16 protein-coding genes are annotated in these 18,011 nt (G+C 67.9%); 6 read left to right on the top strand and 10 right to left on the bottom strand.

What is annotated here, in order from left to right; genetic code table 11:
• Positions 1-62 precede the first annotated feature (62 nt).
• Both psb34 and KQ310_RS07285 read right to left on the bottom strand, forming a co-directional pair.
• A complete protein-coding gene (psb34, locus tag KQ310_RS07280; protein ID WP_259721105.1) occupies positions 63-230 on the bottom strand; it encodes a photosystem II assembly protein Psb34 in 168 nt (55 codons plus the stop codon).
• A 122-nt stretch (positions 231-352) separates the two neighbouring features.
• Positions 353-1,174 carry a thiazole synthase gene (locus KQ310_RS07285; RefSeq protein ID WP_399237872.1) on the bottom strand — a complete coding sequence of 274 codons (822 nt, stop codon included), beginning with the start codon at positions 1,172-1,174 and terminating at the stop codon, positions 353-355.
• An 89-nt stretch (positions 1,175-1,263) separates the two neighbouring features.
• Between KQ310_RS07285 and KQ310_RS07290 the strand changes: the two genes are divergently transcribed.
• The gene (locus KQ310_RS07290) at positions 1,264-1,827 is read left to right on the top strand and encodes a hypothetical protein (RefSeq protein WP_259721107.1); all 564 of its coding nucleotides are present in this window, start codon (positions 1,264-1,266) and stop codon (positions 1,825-1,827) included.
• Positions 1,828-2,050: 223 nt separating this feature from the next.
• Here the strand turns inward: KQ310_RS07290 and KQ310_RS07295 are convergent, their stop codons facing one another.
• The 3 genes from KQ310_RS07295 to rpmI are packed head-to-tail and all read right to left on the bottom strand — an operon-like array spanning position 2,051 to position 3,223.
• On the bottom strand, positions 2,051-2,605 hold the full coding sequence (locus KQ310_RS07295) for a tetratricopeptide repeat protein (protein ID WP_259721108.1): 555 nt from the start codon (positions 2,603-2,605) through the stop codon (positions 2,051-2,053).
• 17 nt (positions 2,606-2,622) lie between these two features.
• Entirely contained in the window at positions 2,623-2,970 is a 348-nt protein-coding gene (gene rplT, locus KQ310_RS07300; protein ID WP_259721109.1) for a 50S ribosomal protein L20, read from the bottom strand.
• A gap of 55 nt (positions 2,971-3,025) precedes the next feature.
• A complete protein-coding gene (gene rpmI / locus KQ310_RS07305) occupies positions 3,026-3,223 on the bottom strand; it encodes a 50S ribosomal protein L35 (RefSeq protein WP_259721110.1) in 198 nt (65 codons plus the stop codon).
• A 72-nt stretch (positions 3,224-3,295) separates the two neighbouring features.
• Between rpmI and KQ310_RS07310 the strand changes: the two genes are divergently transcribed.
• Positions 3,296-4,984 (top strand): SpoIID/LytB domain-containing protein, encoded by a 1,689-nt coding sequence (locus KQ310_RS07310; protein WP_259721111.1) that lies wholly within the window; start codon positions 3,296-3,298, stop codon positions 4,982-4,984.
• A gap of 24 nt (positions 4,985-5,008) precedes the next feature.
• Positions 5,009-6,493 carry a glycosyltransferase family 2 protein gene (locus KQ310_RS07315; RefSeq protein ID WP_259721112.1) on the top strand — a complete coding sequence of 495 codons (1,485 nt, stop codon included), beginning with the start codon at positions 5,009-5,011 and terminating at the stop codon, positions 6,491-6,493.
• 115 nt (positions 6,494-6,608) lie between these two features.
• Here the strand turns inward: KQ310_RS07315 and KQ310_RS07320 are convergent, their stop codons facing one another.
• The 5 genes from KQ310_RS07320 to tig form a co-directional block, all read right to left on the bottom strand.
• Entirely contained in the window at positions 6,609-8,699 is a 2,091-nt protein-coding gene (locus KQ310_RS07320) for a DNA polymerase III subunit gamma/tau (protein WP_259721113.1), read from the bottom strand.
• Positions 8,700-8,802: 103 nt separating this feature from the next.
• Complete coding sequence (locus tag KQ310_RS07325) at positions 8,803-9,477, bottom strand: lecithin retinol acyltransferase family protein (RefSeq protein WP_259721114.1); 675 nt, start codon at positions 9,475-9,477, stop codon at positions 8,803-8,805.
• 14 nt (positions 9,478-9,491) lie between these two features.
• The gene (clpX, locus tag KQ310_RS07330) at positions 9,492-10,853 is read right to left on the bottom strand and encodes an ATP-dependent protease ATP-binding subunit ClpX (RefSeq protein WP_259721115.1); all 1,362 of its coding nucleotides are present in this window, start codon (positions 10,851-10,853) and stop codon (positions 9,492-9,494) included.
• A 119-nt stretch (positions 10,854-10,972) separates the two neighbouring features.
• On the bottom strand, positions 10,973-11,677 hold the full coding sequence (clpP, locus tag KQ310_RS07335) for an ATP-dependent Clp endopeptidase proteolytic subunit ClpP (protein WP_399237905.1): 705 nt from the start codon (positions 11,675-11,677) through the stop codon (positions 10,973-10,975).
• 121 nt (positions 11,678-11,798) lie between these two features.
• Positions 11,799-13,223, bottom strand: a complete 1,425-nt coding sequence (tig, locus tag KQ310_RS07340; RefSeq protein WP_259721116.1) for a trigger factor — start codon at positions 13,221-13,223, stop codon at positions 11,799-11,801.
• A 623-nt stretch (positions 13,224-13,846) separates the two neighbouring features.
• Between tig and KQ310_RS07345 the strand changes: the two genes are divergently transcribed.
• The 3 genes from KQ310_RS07345 (at position 13,847) to KQ310_RS07355 (ending at position 18,000) form a co-directional block, all read left to right on the top strand.
• On the top strand, positions 13,847-14,944 hold the full coding sequence (locus tag KQ310_RS07345) for an aspartate-semialdehyde dehydrogenase (protein ID WP_259721117.1): 1,098 nt from the start codon (positions 13,847-13,849) through the stop codon (positions 14,942-14,944).
• 29 nt (positions 14,945-14,973) lie between these two features.
• The gene (dapA, locus tag KQ310_RS07350) at positions 14,974-15,861 is read left to right on the top strand and encodes a 4-hydroxy-tetrahydrodipicolinate synthase (RefSeq protein WP_259721118.1); all 888 of its coding nucleotides are present in this window, start codon (positions 14,974-14,976) and stop codon (positions 15,859-15,861) included.
• A 93-nt stretch (positions 15,862-15,954) separates the two neighbouring features.
• Positions 15,955-18,000, top strand: coding sequence for a ribonuclease J (locus KQ310_RS07355; RefSeq protein ID WP_259721119.1), 2,046 nt, complete (start codon positions 15,955-15,957; stop codon positions 17,998-18,000).
• Positions 18,001-18,011: the final 11 nt, after the last annotated feature.

Here is an 18,011-nt window from a genome sequence, read left to right on the forward strand (position 1 = left end):
CATCCGGCCCGGATCCTGACCCGCAGGTTTGTGGATCCGAGCCCTGCGGTCTCGCAGCGGATTCAGCTGATGCCCACCGCCACGGCCACCAGCAGCAGCACCAGAACGCTGCCGCCCACGATCAGGGCCATGGAGCTGCGGCTGGTGCCCTGGCCCGCTTCCATCACTTCCATGCGTGGCTCCTTGGCGAAGGCGTTCAGCCGTCCACCGTCTTCTTCCGTGACCTGCATGACGCCCTCGCGTAGGTAAGAGCACGCACCTTATGGAGTGCCACGGGAGGCTTCGCGCTTCCTCTATGGAACTTCACGGCTCTGGGGTTTCAGGGCGCTTGGCGGCGGTGCGACTCACAGTGTCAGCTGCCCACCCGGCCCTGCAGCGGCGAGCTGGCCCGTGCGTCCTGCCGCACCGGCAGTCGGCCGGCGGCATGGGCAATCCGGCCGGCCTCGCAGGCCATCGCCATCGCCCTGGCCATGGCCGCTGGATCTCCCGCCAGGGCGATGGCGCTGTTGACCAGCAGGGCATCCGCCCCCATCTCCATGGCCTGGGCGGCTTCGCTGGGAACGCCGATGCCGGCATCCACCACCACGGGAATGCCGGAGTTCTCGATGATCAGGGCGATGTTGGCGGCGTTGCGGATGCCCTGGCCGGAGCCGATCGGTGAGCCGAGTGGCATCACCGTGGCACAGCCGGCCTCTTCCAGCCGTTTGGCCAGCAGAGGATCGGCGTTGATGTAGGGGAGCACGGTGAACCCTTCCTTGACCAGTTGCTCGGCGGCCTCCAGGGTGCCGATCGGGTCCGGCAGCAGATATTTCGGGTCTGGAATCACCTCCAGCTTCACGAACGTGTTGTCTTCCTGGCCGGCCAGCTTGGCCAGTTCGCGGCCCAGACGGGCCACCCGCACCGCTTCGTCCGCGGTGGCGCAGCCCGCCGTGTTGGGCAGCATCCAGAGGCGTTGCCAGTCGATCGCCTCGATCAGCCCCTCATGGCCGGCCGCCACGCTCTGCACCCGACGCACGGCCACGGTCACGATCTCGCAGGCGCTGGCTTCGAGGCTGGCCTGCATCGCCGCCAGGCTGGGGTATTTGCCGGTGCCGGTCATCAGGCGGCTGCGGAACGTCCGCCCGCCGATCACCAGGGCATCGGCCGGAGGGTTGCTGGGCTCAGGCTGGGACACGGCCGGATGCATTGGGCGAGCTGGTCCATCGACCGTATCGCGATGGGGTTCCCGCCTTTACCCTTGGGCCACACGATCCACTCCATTCCATGCCGCTCGCCCTGTTGCTGGCCGCCATGCCTCTCACGGCGACGCCGGCCCTTCCCGGGAATGAATTTGTTCCCTTCACGACGCCCACCCCCTACGACTCTTCCCGGCCCCTGGGCATGCTCGAGCCGGTGGAGACGTTCGACCCGATCGCCCGGGCCCAGGTGATGGCCCAGCAGATGCCACGGGACTGGGTCGGCACCTACCAGCCGTTCGGCGGTACTCCCGTGTCCGTGGATCTGCGCCTGGCCTCCACCACCGCCATCGGCCAGATGGTCGACCTGCGGGGCCAGATCACCGTGGGCTCCGTCACCTGGCCGGTGCAGGGCAATCTCAATGCCAAGTCTGACCAGATCGATCTGTTGCTGCTCTGCAGCCAGTGCGACGTGGCCGGCCTGGAGGCGGGTGGTGAGTTCCAGGGCCTGCAGGGTCTTCAGCTGAGTGGCTGGAACGCGCCCCGCCTCACCAGCATGGGGGGTCGCCTTGAGCTCCAGCCGGCTGTGAGCAGTGCTCCCAGGCCTGCCGCCCCGGCGTCCGTCGGCACACCAATCCGCGGACTCTGGTGACGGACTGAGGTCGAGGCCACACGTTCAGCCCGTCCTGCTCATCGGCCGTCCTGCTCATCGGCCGTCCTGCACAAGCGGCGGCCATGGCCCCCTAGGCCTCAGGGCCATGGTTTGGCTGGCTCGATGGTGCTCCTGCACACAAGTTTCGCAAGCCGCACGGTCTGTGCAGATGCACGGTTCTTGGAACTGACCATGGCTGGGAGCCCCTGGCGTCTCTGACCGATCAGGCTTCCGGATTGGGAAGGCTGGTCTTGAGGGCAGATTGGCTGCGCTCCAGACGCTTCAGCCGGCGCTGGGCTGTTTTGTTGGTGGGCTCAAGAGCCAGGGCTTGCTTGTAGGCCTCACAGGCTTCCTCGAGTTTCTGCTGCTTCTCAAGGGCGTAAGCAAAGTTATTCAGTGCCACCGGGTAAGCCGGTTTAGCCCGCAAGGCGGATTCGTAGTGACGAATCGCCGATTTATAATTCCCCTGCGCAGCCAGACCGAAACCAATCGCGTTGGCAATCAAGGCGCGGGCTTCTCCGGGGGATTGTTCCGCATCCACCTGTTTGAGCGCGCGCTTGAGGGTGTCGACGGCCTGGCCGTACAGCCGTTTGCGCAGTTGAACGGAGCCGAGCTCGTACAGGGTTGCCGCATCGCGCTCAACACCCTGACCCTCCAGTCGGGCCAGGGTTGATTCATCCCGGCGTACCCGCAGGATCTGGCGTGTCACCACAACGGCGGCACCGCCGAGCAGAACCACCAGACCAATCAGATAGGCCTGAGGCAGAAGAAGATCCATGGGGACGACCGCCGCCGTCAGGCTTTGACGGCGCTGGCGACGCTGGTGAAGCTACCGGGATCGACCACAGCCAGCTGGGCCAGCATCTTGCGGTTGAGACGCACGTCTGCCTTCTTGAGACCACCCATCAGGCGGCTGTAGCTGAGGCCGTTGATGCGAGCGGCGGCGTTGATGCGGGCAATCCAGAGGCGGCGGAAATCACGCTTGCGACGACGACGGTCCCGATAGGCGTTGCAGAGGGCCTTCATCACCCGCTGGTTGGCGGTGCGGAAGAGCGAGCCGTTACCGCCGCGGAAACCCCGGGCCAGGCGAAGAATTTTATTGCGACGTTTGCGGGCTACGTTGCCCCTCTTGACGCGGGCCATGGGGAGGAATCGGGTTGGAAAGGATCAGGAATCAGGCGAGCCGGACGCTGCTGGCTCAGGCGTAAGGCATCATGCGGGCCACGTTTTCGGCGTCGCGCTCATCCACCACGGCCATCGTGCCGAGATAGCGCTTCCGCTTCGGGCTCTTGTGATCGAGCAGGTGGTTGAGGAAGGCGCGCCGGCGCATGAACTTGCCGCTGCCGGTCACCTTGAACCGCTTGGCGGCAGCTTTGCGGGTCTTGAGCTTCGGCATGTCTCGCGGCGCGGACGCAAACAAGCAAAGTACGACGCGGCCCTCCCTTTCGCCAAGCAACCCGTCTCTGCCATGGCTGCAGCCTCCCGTCTCCTTGCCCCTTCACCGCCGCTGCGGGGTCTTGCGGTCAGCGCGCTGCTGCCCCTGATGCTGGCCGGGGGTGGCTGCCGGGCCTCGCTTCCAACCGATCACGCTTCAACCGCAACGACCCCGGCGGCGGCCACTCCGGAGGCGATAACCCCGACCGTGGCAATTCCGGCCGCTCCGCCCCCGCCGGGGGCAGTGGCCATGGAGTCGGAGCTGCACTGGCCCGTGCCGCCGCCGCCCAACCCCGATCCGCGCGATCCCCGCCTCTGGGTGGCCCTGGCCGCCCGGCTGGCCCCGGCGACCCAGGCCGCCGCTCCGGTGCCGCTGAGGCTGCGCAGTGCCCGTGGTGCCCTCACCCTCACCGATGCCGCTGGCCACAGAGTCCAGGCAGCCGATCTGGTGCTGCACTGGCGCTGGCAGACACTGGCCCAGCCCCGGATCTGGCGGCGCCAGGTGCTTGGGCCCTTCGCCAGCTTCGAAAGTGCCGAGCAGGCCGCCGACCAGTGGCGGCAGCTGGGGGTGGAAGCGGTGATCGCCCACCCGGGCGACTGGGAGGTGTGGGCGCCCGCCTCCGCCCTGCCGCCGCTCGGGCTCCAGCCCCGGCTGCAGGAACGCCGGCTGCTGGGCCGCTGGTTGCCGGAGCTGCGGCCGGCCGAGGGGGCGCGGCGGCTGCAGGAGCCGATCCGGATCGAGGCTCCCGGTGGATTGCGCTGGCAGAACGGGGTGTACGGCGGACCCTTCCGGCTGCAGCCCGATGCCTACGGCAGCTGGGCGCTGCTGGAGGAGGTGCCGCTGGAGCGTTATCTCGAAGGTGTGGTGCCCCATGAAATCGGAGCTGGCTCGCCGGCGGCGGCCCTGGCCGCCCAGGCGGTGCTGGCGCGCACCTGGGCGCTGCGCAATCAGCATCGCTACCGGGTGGATGGCTATCACCTCTGTGCTGACACCCAGTGCCAGGTGTATGGCGATCCACGCCAGGCCGGCGGGGCGGTGCGCCAGGCGATCGCCAGCACCCGCCACCAGGTGCTCAGCTATGGCGGTCGGCCGATCCATGCCGTCTATCACGCCACCAACGGTGGTGTGGCGGCGGGCTTTGAGGAGGTGTGGAGCGGTGCGCCGCTTCCCTATCTCAAGGCTTTTGTGGACGCCCCCTCCTCCCTGCAGGCCTCCCTGCCCCTGCCGCTGCAGCCGGAGGGTCTTGCCCTGTTGCTCCGCCAGGGCGGGACCGCCTATGGCGCCAACCATCCCGTCTTCCGCTGGCAGCGCCAGCTCTCCGCCGCCCAGATCAGCGCCGCTCTGCGGGGGGTGGCCCCAAGGCTTGGAGAGCCCCGCAGTGTGAAGGTGCTGCAGCGGGGGCCCAGTGGCCGGGTGCTGGCCCTGGAGATTGTCGGCAGTGGCGACACCACGGTGCTGCGGCTCGATGCGATCCGCCGCAACCTGCGCACGTTGCCCAGCACTTTGTTTGAGGTGCGGCCCGTGACGGCGGGCCAGTGGCGCGTCGTGGGGGGTGGCTTCGGCCATGGCGCTGGTCTGTCCCAGGCCGGCGCCATCGATCTGGCCCGCCGCGGCTGGGGCCTGCAGCGGATCCTGCAGCACTACTACCCGGGCACGGCGCTGCTGCCGCTGACGGGGCTGCAGTCTGAGGCTCCGCCTGTGATTCCGGAGCGTCACCCTTAAAGTCTGGCCACTCACGGGGTGTCCATGGCTGCCGGCGACAGTGCCACTGCCAGCGACAGTGCCACGTCCGGCCGGAGCACTGCCGGCCATGGCACTGGCAGCCATGGCACTGCCGGTCATGGCACAGATCGTCGCGCCAAATCGGCTCTGTTCCTGCTGGGCTGCACCTGGGCCGGCCTGGCGCCCCATTGGCTGGCGCCGGGGCGGAGCCTTCTGCCGGCCCTCAGCCTGGCGGTGCTGCTAGGCAGTTACAGCCTGCGCACGGTGCTGCTGCAGGCCCTGCGTCAGGGTCGCCGCAGCCGCGAGATGGCCCCGACTGGCCGGGCATCCGCCCCTGATCCACTGCCTTCTGTTGGGCTTCCTGCGGTGGACCTGGCTTCTGCGGACGTGTCTGCGGGGGACTTGCCGGCCGTGGATCTCGTGGTGGCCGCCCGCGACGAGCAGGCGGTGATCGGTCGCCTGGTGGATCGGATCCGGCAACTGCGCTATCCGCAGGGCCAGTTGCGGCTCTGGGTGATCGACGACGGCAGCGACGATGCCACCCCCGAGTTGCTGCGGGAGCTGGAGCAGACCACGCCGCTGTTGCGGGTGCTGCGCCGCCCCCGCGATGCGGGTGGGGGCAAATCCGGCGCTCTCAATGAGGTGATGACCCTGCTGCGGGGTCGCTGGATGCTGGTGCTCGATGCCGATGCCGGCTTGCAGCCGGACCTGCTGGAGCGCGTCATTCCTGCCGCCGAGGCCAGTGGCTGGTCGGCGGTGCAGCTGCGCAAGGCGGTGGTGAACGGCCCTGTCAACCTGCTCACCCGCGCCCAAGCCATGGAGATGGCCCTCGATGCGGTGATCCAGGAAGGTCGCCTTTCCGTGGGCGGTGTGCCCGAGCTGCGAGGCAACGGCCAGCTGTTGCTGCGCGACGCCGTGCAGGCCTGCGGCGGCTTCAACGAGGCCACGGTGACCGACGACCTCGATCTCAGTTTCCGCTTGCTGCTGGCCAACCAGCCGATCGGCGTGCTCTGGGATCCTCCGGTGGAGGAAGAGGCGGTGCTCAGCCTCGCCGCCCTCTGGCGCCAGCGGCAGCGTTGGGCGGAAGGAGGCCTGCAACGCTTCTTCGACTACGGCCAGGGCCTGGTGTTCGGGCCGCTCCGGTTCAGCCAGAAACTTGATCTGACCTGCTTCTTCCTGCTGCAATACATGCTGCCGGTGGTCTCGATCGCGGATCTGGCCGGCGCTCTGATCACCCGCACCCTGCCCACGATCTGGCCGCTCTCGATCGTGGCCCTTGGTCTCTCTGGCCTGGCGATCGTGAGTGGCTGCCGGCGCCCCAGCGAGGGGCCTGCCCTGCCGGCCATGGGTCCGCTGGCGATGGGTCTGGGCATCCTCTATCTGGTGCACTGGTTCGTGGTGATCCCCTGGGTGAGCCTGCGCATGGCTGTGTTGCCGAAGCGTCTGGTCTGGGTTAAGACCCTTCACCTCGGCGATGACGCCAGTGTCGAAGACGCCGTCAGCACGTAGAGCACCGCAGCACGTAGAACACCGCCAATGCCGCTCTGGTCGGCGGGGGCAATCCGGGCCGGCTCGATCGATCAGCCCGGCCTCGAACCCGAAGCGGTCAGGCTCTGAGCGCAGCTCAGGCTGTCGACTCGCTCCCGCTTGTCGCCAGGCTTTCAACCGACAGCTCCTCCCCCTCGAGGGGGCCGTCCAGCTCCACCACTTCCCCCTGGAAGAAGTCGGCCAGTCGCCGCGCCTTCTCATCCAGTCGGCCAGCGCCTGGGTCGAGGCGCGGCGGGGTGGGAGTGGCTGGCCCTGGGGAGGATGAGGTTGGCGGCGGCACCAGGCTGGCGGCCTGCTGCTGTGGCGCGGGGGCCATGGCGCCAGCTGGCCCCTGAACCGGGCGGGGTGGCGCTGCTCGTGGCTGAGCCGGTTCCAGAGCCGGCTGTTCCTCAGGCCGGGCTGGCTGCGCCGCAGGCTGGGCTGGAGCCGCCTCGGGGCGAGGCGCTGCTGACACACTGGAAGTGGATGGGCCTGGAACGGATCGGCCGCTGGTATGGAAGGCCTGGGCTGGTGATGGGGGGGCGGCGGCAGGGCTGGTTTCGGCGCCGGCCGCCGGACCCTGATCACTGCTTTCCAGCACCAGCTGGCGCGGACTGCCCACAACGGACGTGATCGCCCGCTCCAGCAGCGGCAGGCGGCTCTGCACCATCGCGATCCAGGTGCTGGCCACACGCACGACGGCTCGCTGCCCGTCGAGGCGCACCAGCTGGGCCTGCTGGGAGAGCAGCATGCGGGTCGAGGGCAGTTCCAGCCCCGCCAGGATCTGTTGCCAGAGTTCCGGCAAGGCAGTCGTGGTGTCGTTCGGCTGGGGTGCTGTCGCTGCTGCTGCCGCTGCAGGGCTGGCGATCGGGTGGGCGATGGCCGTGGGGTTGGCTGCAGTCGCTGGGTTAGTGGTGGCCATCGGTGCGGCCGGGTTCACGGTTGGCTGGGCCGTGGGGTGGGTCGTGCGCTCGGGTGTGGTGGCTGGTTCGGCCGATCCCGCGCGGCTTCCTGTGACCGTGCCCGTGCCCGTCGCAGTCGCGGTCGCCGTGGCTACGGCCGGCCTGGGGGGTGCGGCGGCGGCGGTGATGGTGGGTTCCGCCAGCAGACCCAGCAGCAGCACTTCCAGCCACAGCCGCGGCTGCACGCTCTGGCGCAGTTGCTGTTCGCTGCCGCGCAGCTGCGCCTGCCACTGCAGCAGGCGGGCCTTGCCGATCTGCCTTGCCAGGTCGGGGAGCTGGGGCCGGAACTGCGGTGAAAAACTGGTGAGCTCGAGCCGCTCCGGTGCCACACCGGCCAGCACCAGATCGCGCAGCAGGCCGGCCAGTCCCTGCAGCACCGCGCCCGGTTCGCGGCCCCGTTCCAGCAACTGGCGGCTGGCGTCGATCACCCCCAGCGGCTCCGATGTCGCCATGGCCCTCGCCAGCTCCAGCAGCTCCTGCTCGGGCACGGCCCCCAGCAGCTCCCAGACCGCACCGGCCTCGATCGGTGGGGGCAGCAGGCTGAGCTGATCGAGCAGGCTTTCCGCATCCCGCAGTCCCCCCTGGGCCCGCTGGCACACCACGTGCAGCGCTTCGGGGGTGATGCCGATCGACTCCTGCTCGGCGATCCAGCGCAGGTGCTGCTCCAGGGCCTCCAGGGGGATGCGGCGGAAATCGAAGCGCTGGCAGCGGCTCAGGATCGTGGGCAGCACCCGCTGGGGGTCGGTGGTGGCGAGCACGAACACCACCCGTGGCGGCGGCTCCTCGAGGGTTTTGAGCAGGGCGTTGAAGGCTGCGGTGGAGAGCATGTGGCACTCGTCCACCACGTAGACCTTCCAGCGGGCCTGCACCGGCGCGAAGCGGGAGCGTTCGATCAGCTCGCGGATGTTGTCGACACCGGTGTTGGAGGCGGCGTCGATCTCGATCACGTCCAGGGCATTGCCCGCGGCGATCGAGACGCACAGCTCGCAGACGCCGCAGGGCTCGGGCGTGGGCCCCGCATGGGCGATGCAGTTGAGCGAGCGGGCCAGGATGCGGGCGCTGGAGGTTTTGCCGGTGCCACGCGGGCCGCTGAACAGGTAGGCCGGCGCGATCCGCCCGGTGCGCAGGGCATTGCCCAGGGTGGCGGCGATCGCCTCCTGTCCCACCAGCTGGTCGAAGCGCTGGGGCCGGTACTTGTGGTGCAGCGGCTGGTACGCCTGGCTCATGGCGGGCTCATGGATCGCTGCATCGCTGATCGCTGCATCACTGATCGCTGCATCGCCGCTCGCTGCGTCGTTCCGTCCGGATGGGGCGGCCGAAGATTCGAGGCTACTGGCCGCCCCCCTGCTCCAGCAGTCGCTCCAGACGCCCTTCCAGCTCCTCGACCTCGCTGAGCTGATCGGCCAGCTTCTGGGCGGCCAGGCGCAGGGCGGCGAACTGGTCGCTGCCGCTGCCCTGGCCCCAGCGTTCCTCGGCCCTGGCCAGCTCGGTCTCCAGGCGCCGCTGCAGGTTGAGCCGTAGCCCATCGAGCTGCTCAAGGCTTCTGCGGGCCAGGGCGCGCCCCTGCTCGAGCTGCCGGGCATCGAGGTTGAGGCCCTGGCGCAGCAGCAGGCGCACGGCGCCGATCAGGGCTGCCGGCACCGCCTGCCCGAAGACCTGAAGGCCGCGGCTGCCGGTCTGGAGCCAGTCCTCCACCTGGCCGCTGCGATGGCGGCCGGTCTTGCACCAGTGGGCGAAATGCTCGCAGTTGTTGAACAGCAGGTTGTAGTTCTGCTCCCCCAGCCGGCTCATGGCGCGCCGCAGGGTCACGCCGCACGGGGAGCAGGCCTGCGGTGGATAGGTCACCAGGCTCACCGGCTGGCCGCTGCTGAACTCCTCCAGGGGGCTGCGCAGGATGGCCTTGCCCTCCAGGTAGTGGGCCACCGTGCCATCGCCCAGGTCGATGCCGTGGTGGTGGAACAGGCCGTGCTGGCGGGGTACCTCCAGATGATCAGCTGCAGCCATCGCCGCTTGCCCCGTCAGGCGGTCTTCTCGCTCTGCTCCCGCTCGAGATTGCCGCTGGGGTAGGGCACCACCTTGGCCAGGCTGCGCTGCTCGACCAGATCCCGGCTGATCGTGAAGGTCTTCACGTCCTGGCGGGAGGGAAGGTCGTACATCAACTCCAGCATCAGCTCCTCGACGATGCCGCGCAGGGCGCGCGCACCGGTCTTGCGGCGGTGCGCCTCGATGGCGATCGCCTCTATCGCGTCCGGTTCGAACTCCAGCCGCACGTCATCCATGCTCATCAGGGTCTGGAACTGCTTGACCAAGGCATCGCGCGGCTCGGTGAGGATCGCCTTGAGGGCGCGGGTATCGAGCGGTTCGAGCACGGCACTGACCGGCAGGCGGCCGATGAATTCGGGGATCAGGCCGTAACGCACCAGATCATCCGGCTCGAGATGCCGCAGCACCTGGGCGGATTGATGGTCCTTGCCGCGAGGGCGAGCCCGTCCGTCGGCCTGCAGGAACCCGATCGCGTTGCGGCCGAGGCGCCGCTGCACCACGTCTTCGAGGCCCACGAAGGCGCCGCCGCAGATGAACAGGATCTGGCTGGTGTCGATCTGGATGCAGTCCTGATAGGGGTGCTTGCGGCCCCCCTGGGGTGGCACGTTGGCGACCGTGCCCTCCAGCATCTTCAGCAGCGCCTGCTGCACGCCTTCGCCGGAGACGTCGCGGGTGATCGAGGGGTTCTCGCTCTTGCGGGCGATCTTGTCGATCTCATCGATGTAGATGATGCCCCGCTGGGCCACCTCCACATCCATGTCGGCCTTCTGCAACAGCCGCAGCAGGATGTTCTCCACGTCCTCGCCCACATAGCCCGCTTCGGTCAGGGTGGTGGCGTCCGCCACGGCGAAGGGCACGTCCAGCAGCTCGGCCAGGGTCTGGGCCAGCAGGGTCTTGCCGCAGCCGGTGGGGCCGATCAGCAGGATGTTGGACTTGTGCAGCCGGGTGGCGGTGCGGTCGGTCTCTCCCTGGCCATCGCCCTGCCAGGCCAGGCGCTTGTAGTGGTTGTACACGGCGACCGAGAGCACCTTCTTGGCGTCCTCCTGGCCGACCACCTGCTGGTCGAGAAAGGTCTTGATCTGCTGGGGCTTGGGGATCGAGGCCAGGGTCGGCGCCGGCTTGGGAGCCTTCTTGGCCCCGCCCTTGCGGCTGTTGTCGGGGCTGCTGCGGCTGGCAGACCCCGCCGGCGAGTCGACCAGTTCCTCATCAAGGATCTCGTTGCAGAGATCGATGCACTCGTCGCAGATGTAGACGCCTGGCCCGGCAATCAGCTTGCGCACCTGTTCCTGCGACTTACCGCAGAACGAGCACTTCAGGTGAGCATCGAACTTGGCCATCGCGCAGGGGGCGTTCGGGTCAGGGTTGGGTGCCGGGGCTGGCAGGGTGACCCCGAATCTCCAGGATCAACGCAAACCGCCCGTGGTGGGGCAGTCCTTAAGGATCAAACCGGTAGAGATCAGACCGGTACCGGTTGGCCGGTGGTGGCCGATCCCTCCTCGACGACCCTGTCGATCAGGCCGTATTCAACCGCTTCTGCCGGAGAAAGGAAGTAGTCGCGGTCGGTGTCTTCGGCGATCTTTGCCAGAGGTTGGCCGGTGTGGTCGGCCATCAGGCCGTTGAGGGTGTCCTTCAGGAAGAGGATCTCGCGGGCCTGGATCTCGATGTCCACGGCCTGACCCTGGGCACCGCCGAGGGGCTGGTGGATCATGATCCGCGCATTGGGCAGGGCCAGGCGCTTGCCCTTGGCGCCGCCGGAGAGCAGGAAGGCCCCCATGCTGGCCGCGAGGCCGTAGCAGATGGTCACCACGTCGGGAGCGACCTGCTGCATGGTGTCGTAGATGGCCAGACCTGCCGTGACCGATCCCCCCGGCGAATTGATATAGATCTGGATGTCCTTCTCAGGGTCTTCCGCTTCGAGGAAGAGCAGTTGGGCCACAAGGGCATCGGCGACGGCGTCGTCGATGCCGGTGCCCATGAAGATGATCCGCTCCCGCAGCAGGCGCGAATAGATGTCGAAGGCCCGCTCGCCCCGGCCGGATTGCTCCACCACCGTGGGCAGCACGCCGGGACTGGCCATCGGCGAACCGCCCGCGCTGACGCTGGGCAGGCCGTTCCAGGGACGCTCCCCCTGCCAGCGGTTTTGAACCGGGTGGGGGCGCAGGGTGCTGAGAGGGGCGTCGATCACGCGGTGGCTGCCGGGCTGTCGGACTGGTCGGTCAATCTATGGGGAATCCCAGGCCTGTGGATTCAGGCCGGTTCGGGATTCCCTCAGGCCTGGGAAGTCAGGCCTCCGCCGGGGCCGCAGGATCGGTCTCCGTGGTGGCCTCGGTTGCCGGGCTGTCGTCGCTCTCCTGCTGCGGCGGAGCCTCGGAGATGGTGCTGTTCTCCTCCAGCCACTCCAGCAGTTTGCTGCGCAGCAGGTCGTCGGTCACCGCCAGCCGCAGGCGCTCCGGATCGATCGCGTCGCTGTCGCTGAGGCTGCGGCTCACCTCCCGCAGCTTCTCCTGGATCTCCTCGGCGGCCACCTCGATCGCTTCGGCGGCGGCCAGGGCCTGGAGGGCCAGGTTGCGGCGCAGACGCTGCTCCGCCTCCGGCCTTGAGGTCTCCATCAGGCTGCGTACCAGTTCGGGAGTGAAGAGCTTCTTCACGTCCATGCCCTGCTGGGCGATCTGGCCGGCGGTCTGCTCGATCAGGGCGCGGATCTCCTCCTGCACGAGGGTTTCCGGCAGTTCCACCTCCAGCTGCTCCACCAGGGCGGTGAGCAGGGCGTTGTGGCGGTTGTTGCGGGTGCGTTGCTCGGCATCCTCCTGCAGCCGTTGCTCCAGGTCCTGGCGCAGCTCGGCCAGGGTCTGCTTGTCGCTGGCCTGCTGGGCGAAGGAGTCGTCCAGGGCCGGCAGTTCGTGGGTCTTGAGCTCCTTCAGACTGATCGCGAAACGGGCCTGGCGGCCGCGGGCCTCCTCCTGGGGGTAGCTGTCGGGGAACTGGCACTCAATCGTGCGGTTCTCGCCCACGGCCATGCCGATCACCCCCTCCACGAAACCGGGGATCATCCGATCAACTTCGAGTTCGACCTCCATGGTCTCGCTGCTGCCACCGGTGATCGGCTCATCGGTGTCGGCATAGACGCCTTCGAAGCTCATCACGGCCACGTCACCGGCGGCGGCCGGGCGGCCTTCCACCGGCACCAGGGTGGCCAGTCGCTTGCGCTGCTCCTCGATCAGCTCGTCGACCCGGGCCGGATCGAAGGGCACGCTCTCGGCTGCCGCCTTCAGGCCCCGGGTGACCTTGAGGCTCGGGCTGGGCTCCACATCCATCACGAGGGTGAGGGTGAGCTCACTGCCGGGGCTGAAGCGCTCCAGCAGCTGCTCGAAGCCTTCGCTCAGTTCGGGGCGGCCGATCGCTTCGATCGCCTCCTGCCGGATCGCCTCCTGCACGATGGCCTCCACCAGCTCCTCGAGGGCCGTGGCACGGATCCGCACCGGTCCGATCTGCTGGAGCAGCACCGGCCGCGGCACCTTGCCTTTGCGGAAACCAGGCAGCTTGATGCTGCGGCTGAGTTTCTCGAGGGCGGTGTCGTAGCTGGCCTGGCAGCGCGCAGCAGGGACGGCCACCTCCACGGCGATGCGGCTGCCGGGCCTTGGACTGGTGTTGACCGTCAGCTCTGGGCTGCGGTCCGTGGGATTGGCGGACTCGGCGGTGGCAGGCATGAAGGGGGCGGATCAACAGGCAGCCCCTCATCCTAGAAAGTGGCCCAGGACACGCCGCGCCACGTATTGTGCGGAGGACGACGACGACGTCCATATCCCTGCTGCCGGTCCGGACCGGGCTTCTTGCCCTATGGCCGGAACTGCAGCAACGGTCTCGATTCCGGTTGAGCCCGCCTGAACAAGATCGCCCTTTGCAGCGATTCTTGAAGCGACACAATTAATTGCTTGCAATTGTTTGCTCGCAGTTGATTTGGTCTCAGGCGACCTCGCCTGACGCATACCCCCGGCGCCCCACCTCTCAGCAGCATCTGCCACGGCTCGAGCCCAGCCTGGAGACAGCTCCCCACTCCGGTCACGACATCCGATTCGTCGCCGCCAGTTTTTTCACTTCACGTTCACCCACTCCCCAACCTCCCCTCCCCCACCCTGTCGACCGGTTCGGCCGGCCTCTGCCGCCGCTCTCCTCGATCGCACTCCGCCACTCCGCCCTGCCCGAACTGCGTCGGCACGGCGCTCCTGCCCCGCAGCGCTCCTTGATCGACCACCCGGTTTTCGTTGACAGCCACGTTCTCATCCACAGCTCTGGCCGTTGACGTCATGGATCCCTCCCGTTCCCGCCGCTCTTGACCGTTTCTCACCCCCTCACCACCGCTGCCAGCTCTGCCGCCCTGCCGCAGCGCCCCCTGCGGATCGCGATCCTTGGTGCCACCGGCGCCGTTGGCCAGGAGCTGCTGCAGCTGCTGGAGGAGCGCCGCTTCCCCGTGGCGGAGCTGCGGCCCCTGGCATCGCCCCGCTCTGCCGGCCAGACCCTGACCTGGCAAGGACGCAGCCTCACGATCGAACCGGTGACGGAGGAGGCTTTCGACGGCGTTGATCTGGTGCTGGCCTCTGCCGGTGGTTCGGTGTCGAAGCAATGGGCGCCGCTGGCGGCCGCGGCCGGCGCCGTGGTGATCGACAACTCCAGCGCCTTCCGCATGGATCCATCGGTGCCGCTGGTGGTGCCGGAGGTGAATCCCGAGGCCGCCTTCAGCCACGGCGGCATCATCGCCAACCCAAACTGCACCACGATCCTGCTCACCCTGGCGCTGGCACCGCTGGCGGCGCGGCGCCCGATCCGCCGGGTGGTGGTGAGCACGTATCAGTCAGCCAGCGGCGCCGGCGCCCGTGCCATGGAGGAACTGCAGCGCCTCAGCCGCACGGTGCTCGACGGTGGTGAGCCGGTGAGCACGGTGTTGCCCCATTCCCTCGCCTTCAACCTCTTCCTGCACAACTCCCCCCTGCAGCCCAGTGGCTACTGCGAGGAAGAGCTGAAGATGCTGAACGAGACCCGCAAGATCATGGGGCTGCCCGATCTGCGGCTCACGGCCACCTGTGTGCGGGTGCCGGTGCTGCGGGCCCACTCCGAGGCGGTGAACATTGAATTTGCCGAGCCCTTCCCGGTGGAGGAGGCGCGGCAGCTTCTGGCGCGGGCGCCCGGGGTGGAACTGCTCGAGAACTTCGAGACCAACCGCTTCCCGATGCCCACCGATGTGACCGGCCGCGACCCGGTGGCGGTGGGTCGGATCCGCCAGGACCTGAGCGATCCCAACGCGCTCGAACTCTGGCTCTGCGGTGATCAGATCCGCAAGGGCGCGGCCCTCAACGCCATCCAGATCGCCGAGCTGCTGCGCGATCCCGCCGCCATGCCGGCGGCACCCGTTTCTGCCGGAGGTGCCGCTTGAGCCCTGGGAACGCGGCAGCATCGCCTTGGTTGAACGCGCCCTTCGGCCGGGTCGTCACCGCCATGGTGACCCCCTTCGCCGCCGATGGGTCGGTGGACCTGGCGCTGGCCGGCCGCCTCGCCGATCACCTGGTCAGCCATGGCTCCGATGGCGTGCTGGTCTGCGGAACCACCGGCGAATCTCCCACCCTCAGCTGGGAGGAGGAGCACCGTCTGTTCGCCGCGGTGAAGGAGGCGATCGACGGCCGGGCCCAACTGATTGCCGGCTCCGGCAGCAACTGCACCGCGGAGGCGGTGGAGGCCACCCGTGCCGCGGCTGCCTTGGGTGCCGATGCCGCCCTGGTGGTGGTGCCGTATTACAACAAGCCTCCCCAGGAGGGCCTGGAAGCCCATTTCCGGGCTGTGGCCGAGGCAGCACCTCAGCTGCCGCTGATGCTTTACAACATCCCCGGACGCACCGCCTGCAGCCTGGCCCCCGACACCGTGGTGCGCCTGCTGGATCTGCCCAACGTGGTCAGCTTCAAGGCTGCCAGCGGCACCACCGAAGAAGTGAGCCAGCTGCGCCTGCTCTGTGGCGATCGCCTGGCCATCTACAGCGGCGACGATGCCCTCACCCTGCCGATGCTGGCGGTGGGAGCGGTCGGCGTGGTCAGCGTCGCCAGCCACGTGGCCGGACCCCAGATCAGGGCCATGATCCAGTCCTTCCTTGCCGGCGATGCCGCCGGGGCCCTGGCCCTGCATGAGCAGCTGCTGCCCCTGTGCAAGGCCTTGTTCTGCACCACCAATCCCATCCCCGTCAAAGCCGCCCTTGAGATCAGCGGCTGGCCGGTGGGTGCCCCCCGTCTTCCCCTTCTTTCCGCCGATACCGACGTGCGTCAACGCCTCATTTCTGTCCTGGCTGCCCTGCGTCCTACCTGACGCCAAGGCTTGCGCTGCCCGACGACGGACCGCCGTCCGTCCTTACGCTCGCTTCATCGGTCTCTTTCTCTTTTCTTCTCTCCTTTTTCCTACATGACCAATCAGAACGGCCACGCTCGTCCAAGTTCCTCCCCCGGCACCAACGGCAAGACGCCGGCCCTGCGGGTGATTCCCCTGGGGGGCCTGCATGAGATCGGCAAGAACACCTGCGTGTTCGAATACGGCGACGACATCATGCTGGTCGATGCCGGCCTGGCCTTCCCCAGCGATGGCATGCACGGCGTCAACGTGGTGCTGCCCGATACCAGCTATCTGCGCGAGAATCAGAAACGCATCCGCGGGATGATCGTGACCCACGGTCACGAAGACCACATCGGTGGCATCCCCCACCACCTCAAGAACTTCACGATCCCCGTCATCTATGGCCCCCGCCTGGCCATGTCCCTGTTACAGGGAAAAATGGAGGAAGCCGGTGTCACCGATCGCACGGTGATTCAGACGGTGGGTCCGCGTGATGTGGTGCAGATGGGTCAGCACTTTAAGGTGGAGTTCATCCGCAACACCCACTCGATGGCGGATAGCTTCACCCTGGCGATCACCACGCCGGTCGGCGTGGTGGTGTTCACCGGTGATTTTAAATTCGATCACACGCCGGTCGATGGCGAGCACTTCGACATGGCTCGTCTGGCCCACCACGGCGAGCAGGGGGTGCTGTGTCTGTTCAGCGACTCCACCAATGCGGAGGTTCCTGGCTTCACGCCATCGGAGCGGGCTGTGTTCCCCAAGCTCGATCAGCACATCGCTCAGGCTGAGGGTCGGGTGATCATCACCACCTTCGCCAGCTCGATCCATCGGGTGTCGATGATCCTGGAACTGGCGCTCAAGAACGGTCGCAAGGTCGGTCTGCTGGGTCGTTCGATGCTGAACGTGATCGCCAAGGCCCGGGAGCTCGGCTACATGCGTGCCCCCGATGAACTGTTCGTGCCGATCAAACAGATCCGCGATCTGCCCGATCGCGAAACCCTGCTGCTGATGACGGGCAGTCAGGGTGAGCCACTGGCCGCGCTGAGCCGCATCTCACGCGGTGAACATCCGCAGGTGCAGGTGAAGAGCAGCGACACGATCATCTTCTCGGCCAGCCCGATTCCGGGCAACACCATCTCCGTGGTGAACACGATTGATCGCCTGATGATGCTTGGCGCCAAGGTGGTGTATGGCAAGGGTGAAGGCATCCACGTATCTGGGCATGGTTGCCAGGAAGACCACAAGTTGATGCTGGCCCTCACCCGGCCCAAGTACTTCGTGCCGGTGCACGGTGAGCACCGCATGCTCGTCTGCCACAGCAAAACGGCCCAGTCGATGGGGGTGCCCGCCGACAACATGCTGCTGATCGATAACGGCGATGTGGTCGAACTCACCCCCGATTCGATCCGCAAGGGCGAACCGGTCAAGGCCGGCATCGAACTGCTCGATGCCTCCCGCAACGGCATCGTCGATGCGCGCGTGCTCAAGGAACGCCAGCAGCTGGCGGAAGACGGCGTGATCAACCTGCTCACCGTGATCAGCACCGATGGTGTGATGGCGGCCCCGCCCCGGGTGAATCTGCGCGGTGTGGTCACCACTGCCGATGCCCGCAAACTCTCGGTCTGGACAGAGCGCGAGATCAACTGGGTGCTCGAGAATCGCTGGAGCCAGCTGGCGCGTAACAGCGGCGGCAACGCCCCTGACGTGGACTGGGTTGGTGTGCAGCGCGAGATCGAGCTGGGGCTGCAGCGTCGCCTGCGCCGCGAGCTGCAGGTGGAGCCGCTGATCATCTGCCTGGTGCAGCCCGCCCCGGCCGGTACGCCCGCCTACAAGGGGCGCGCCGATGTCGAGCCCGATTCCCGGCCTGCGTCGCGGGGTCGCCGTGATGGCGGTCGGGAGATCGTCCGCAACGGCGCCTCCCAGCCCCAGCGTCAACCGGTGGCCGCTGCAGCTGCCGTCGCGTCAGCGCCCGCATCAGCCGCCCCATCCGCCGCTGCCGTCGCGGTAGCCCCGCCGGTGGCTGTGCCTGCCGCAGTTGTGCGTGAGGTGGCAGTCAAGGAGGAGGAGCCGGCCGGTCGCACTCGCCGCCGCCGCTCCGCCGCCGTGGCCGGTTGATCGCCGCTTGA

Source organism: Synechococcus sp. CS-1328, from assembly GCF_025128095.1.
In the GTDB taxonomy this organism is placed as follows: Bacteria; Cyanobacteriota; Cyanobacteriia; order PCC-6307; family Cyanobiaceae; genus CBW1002.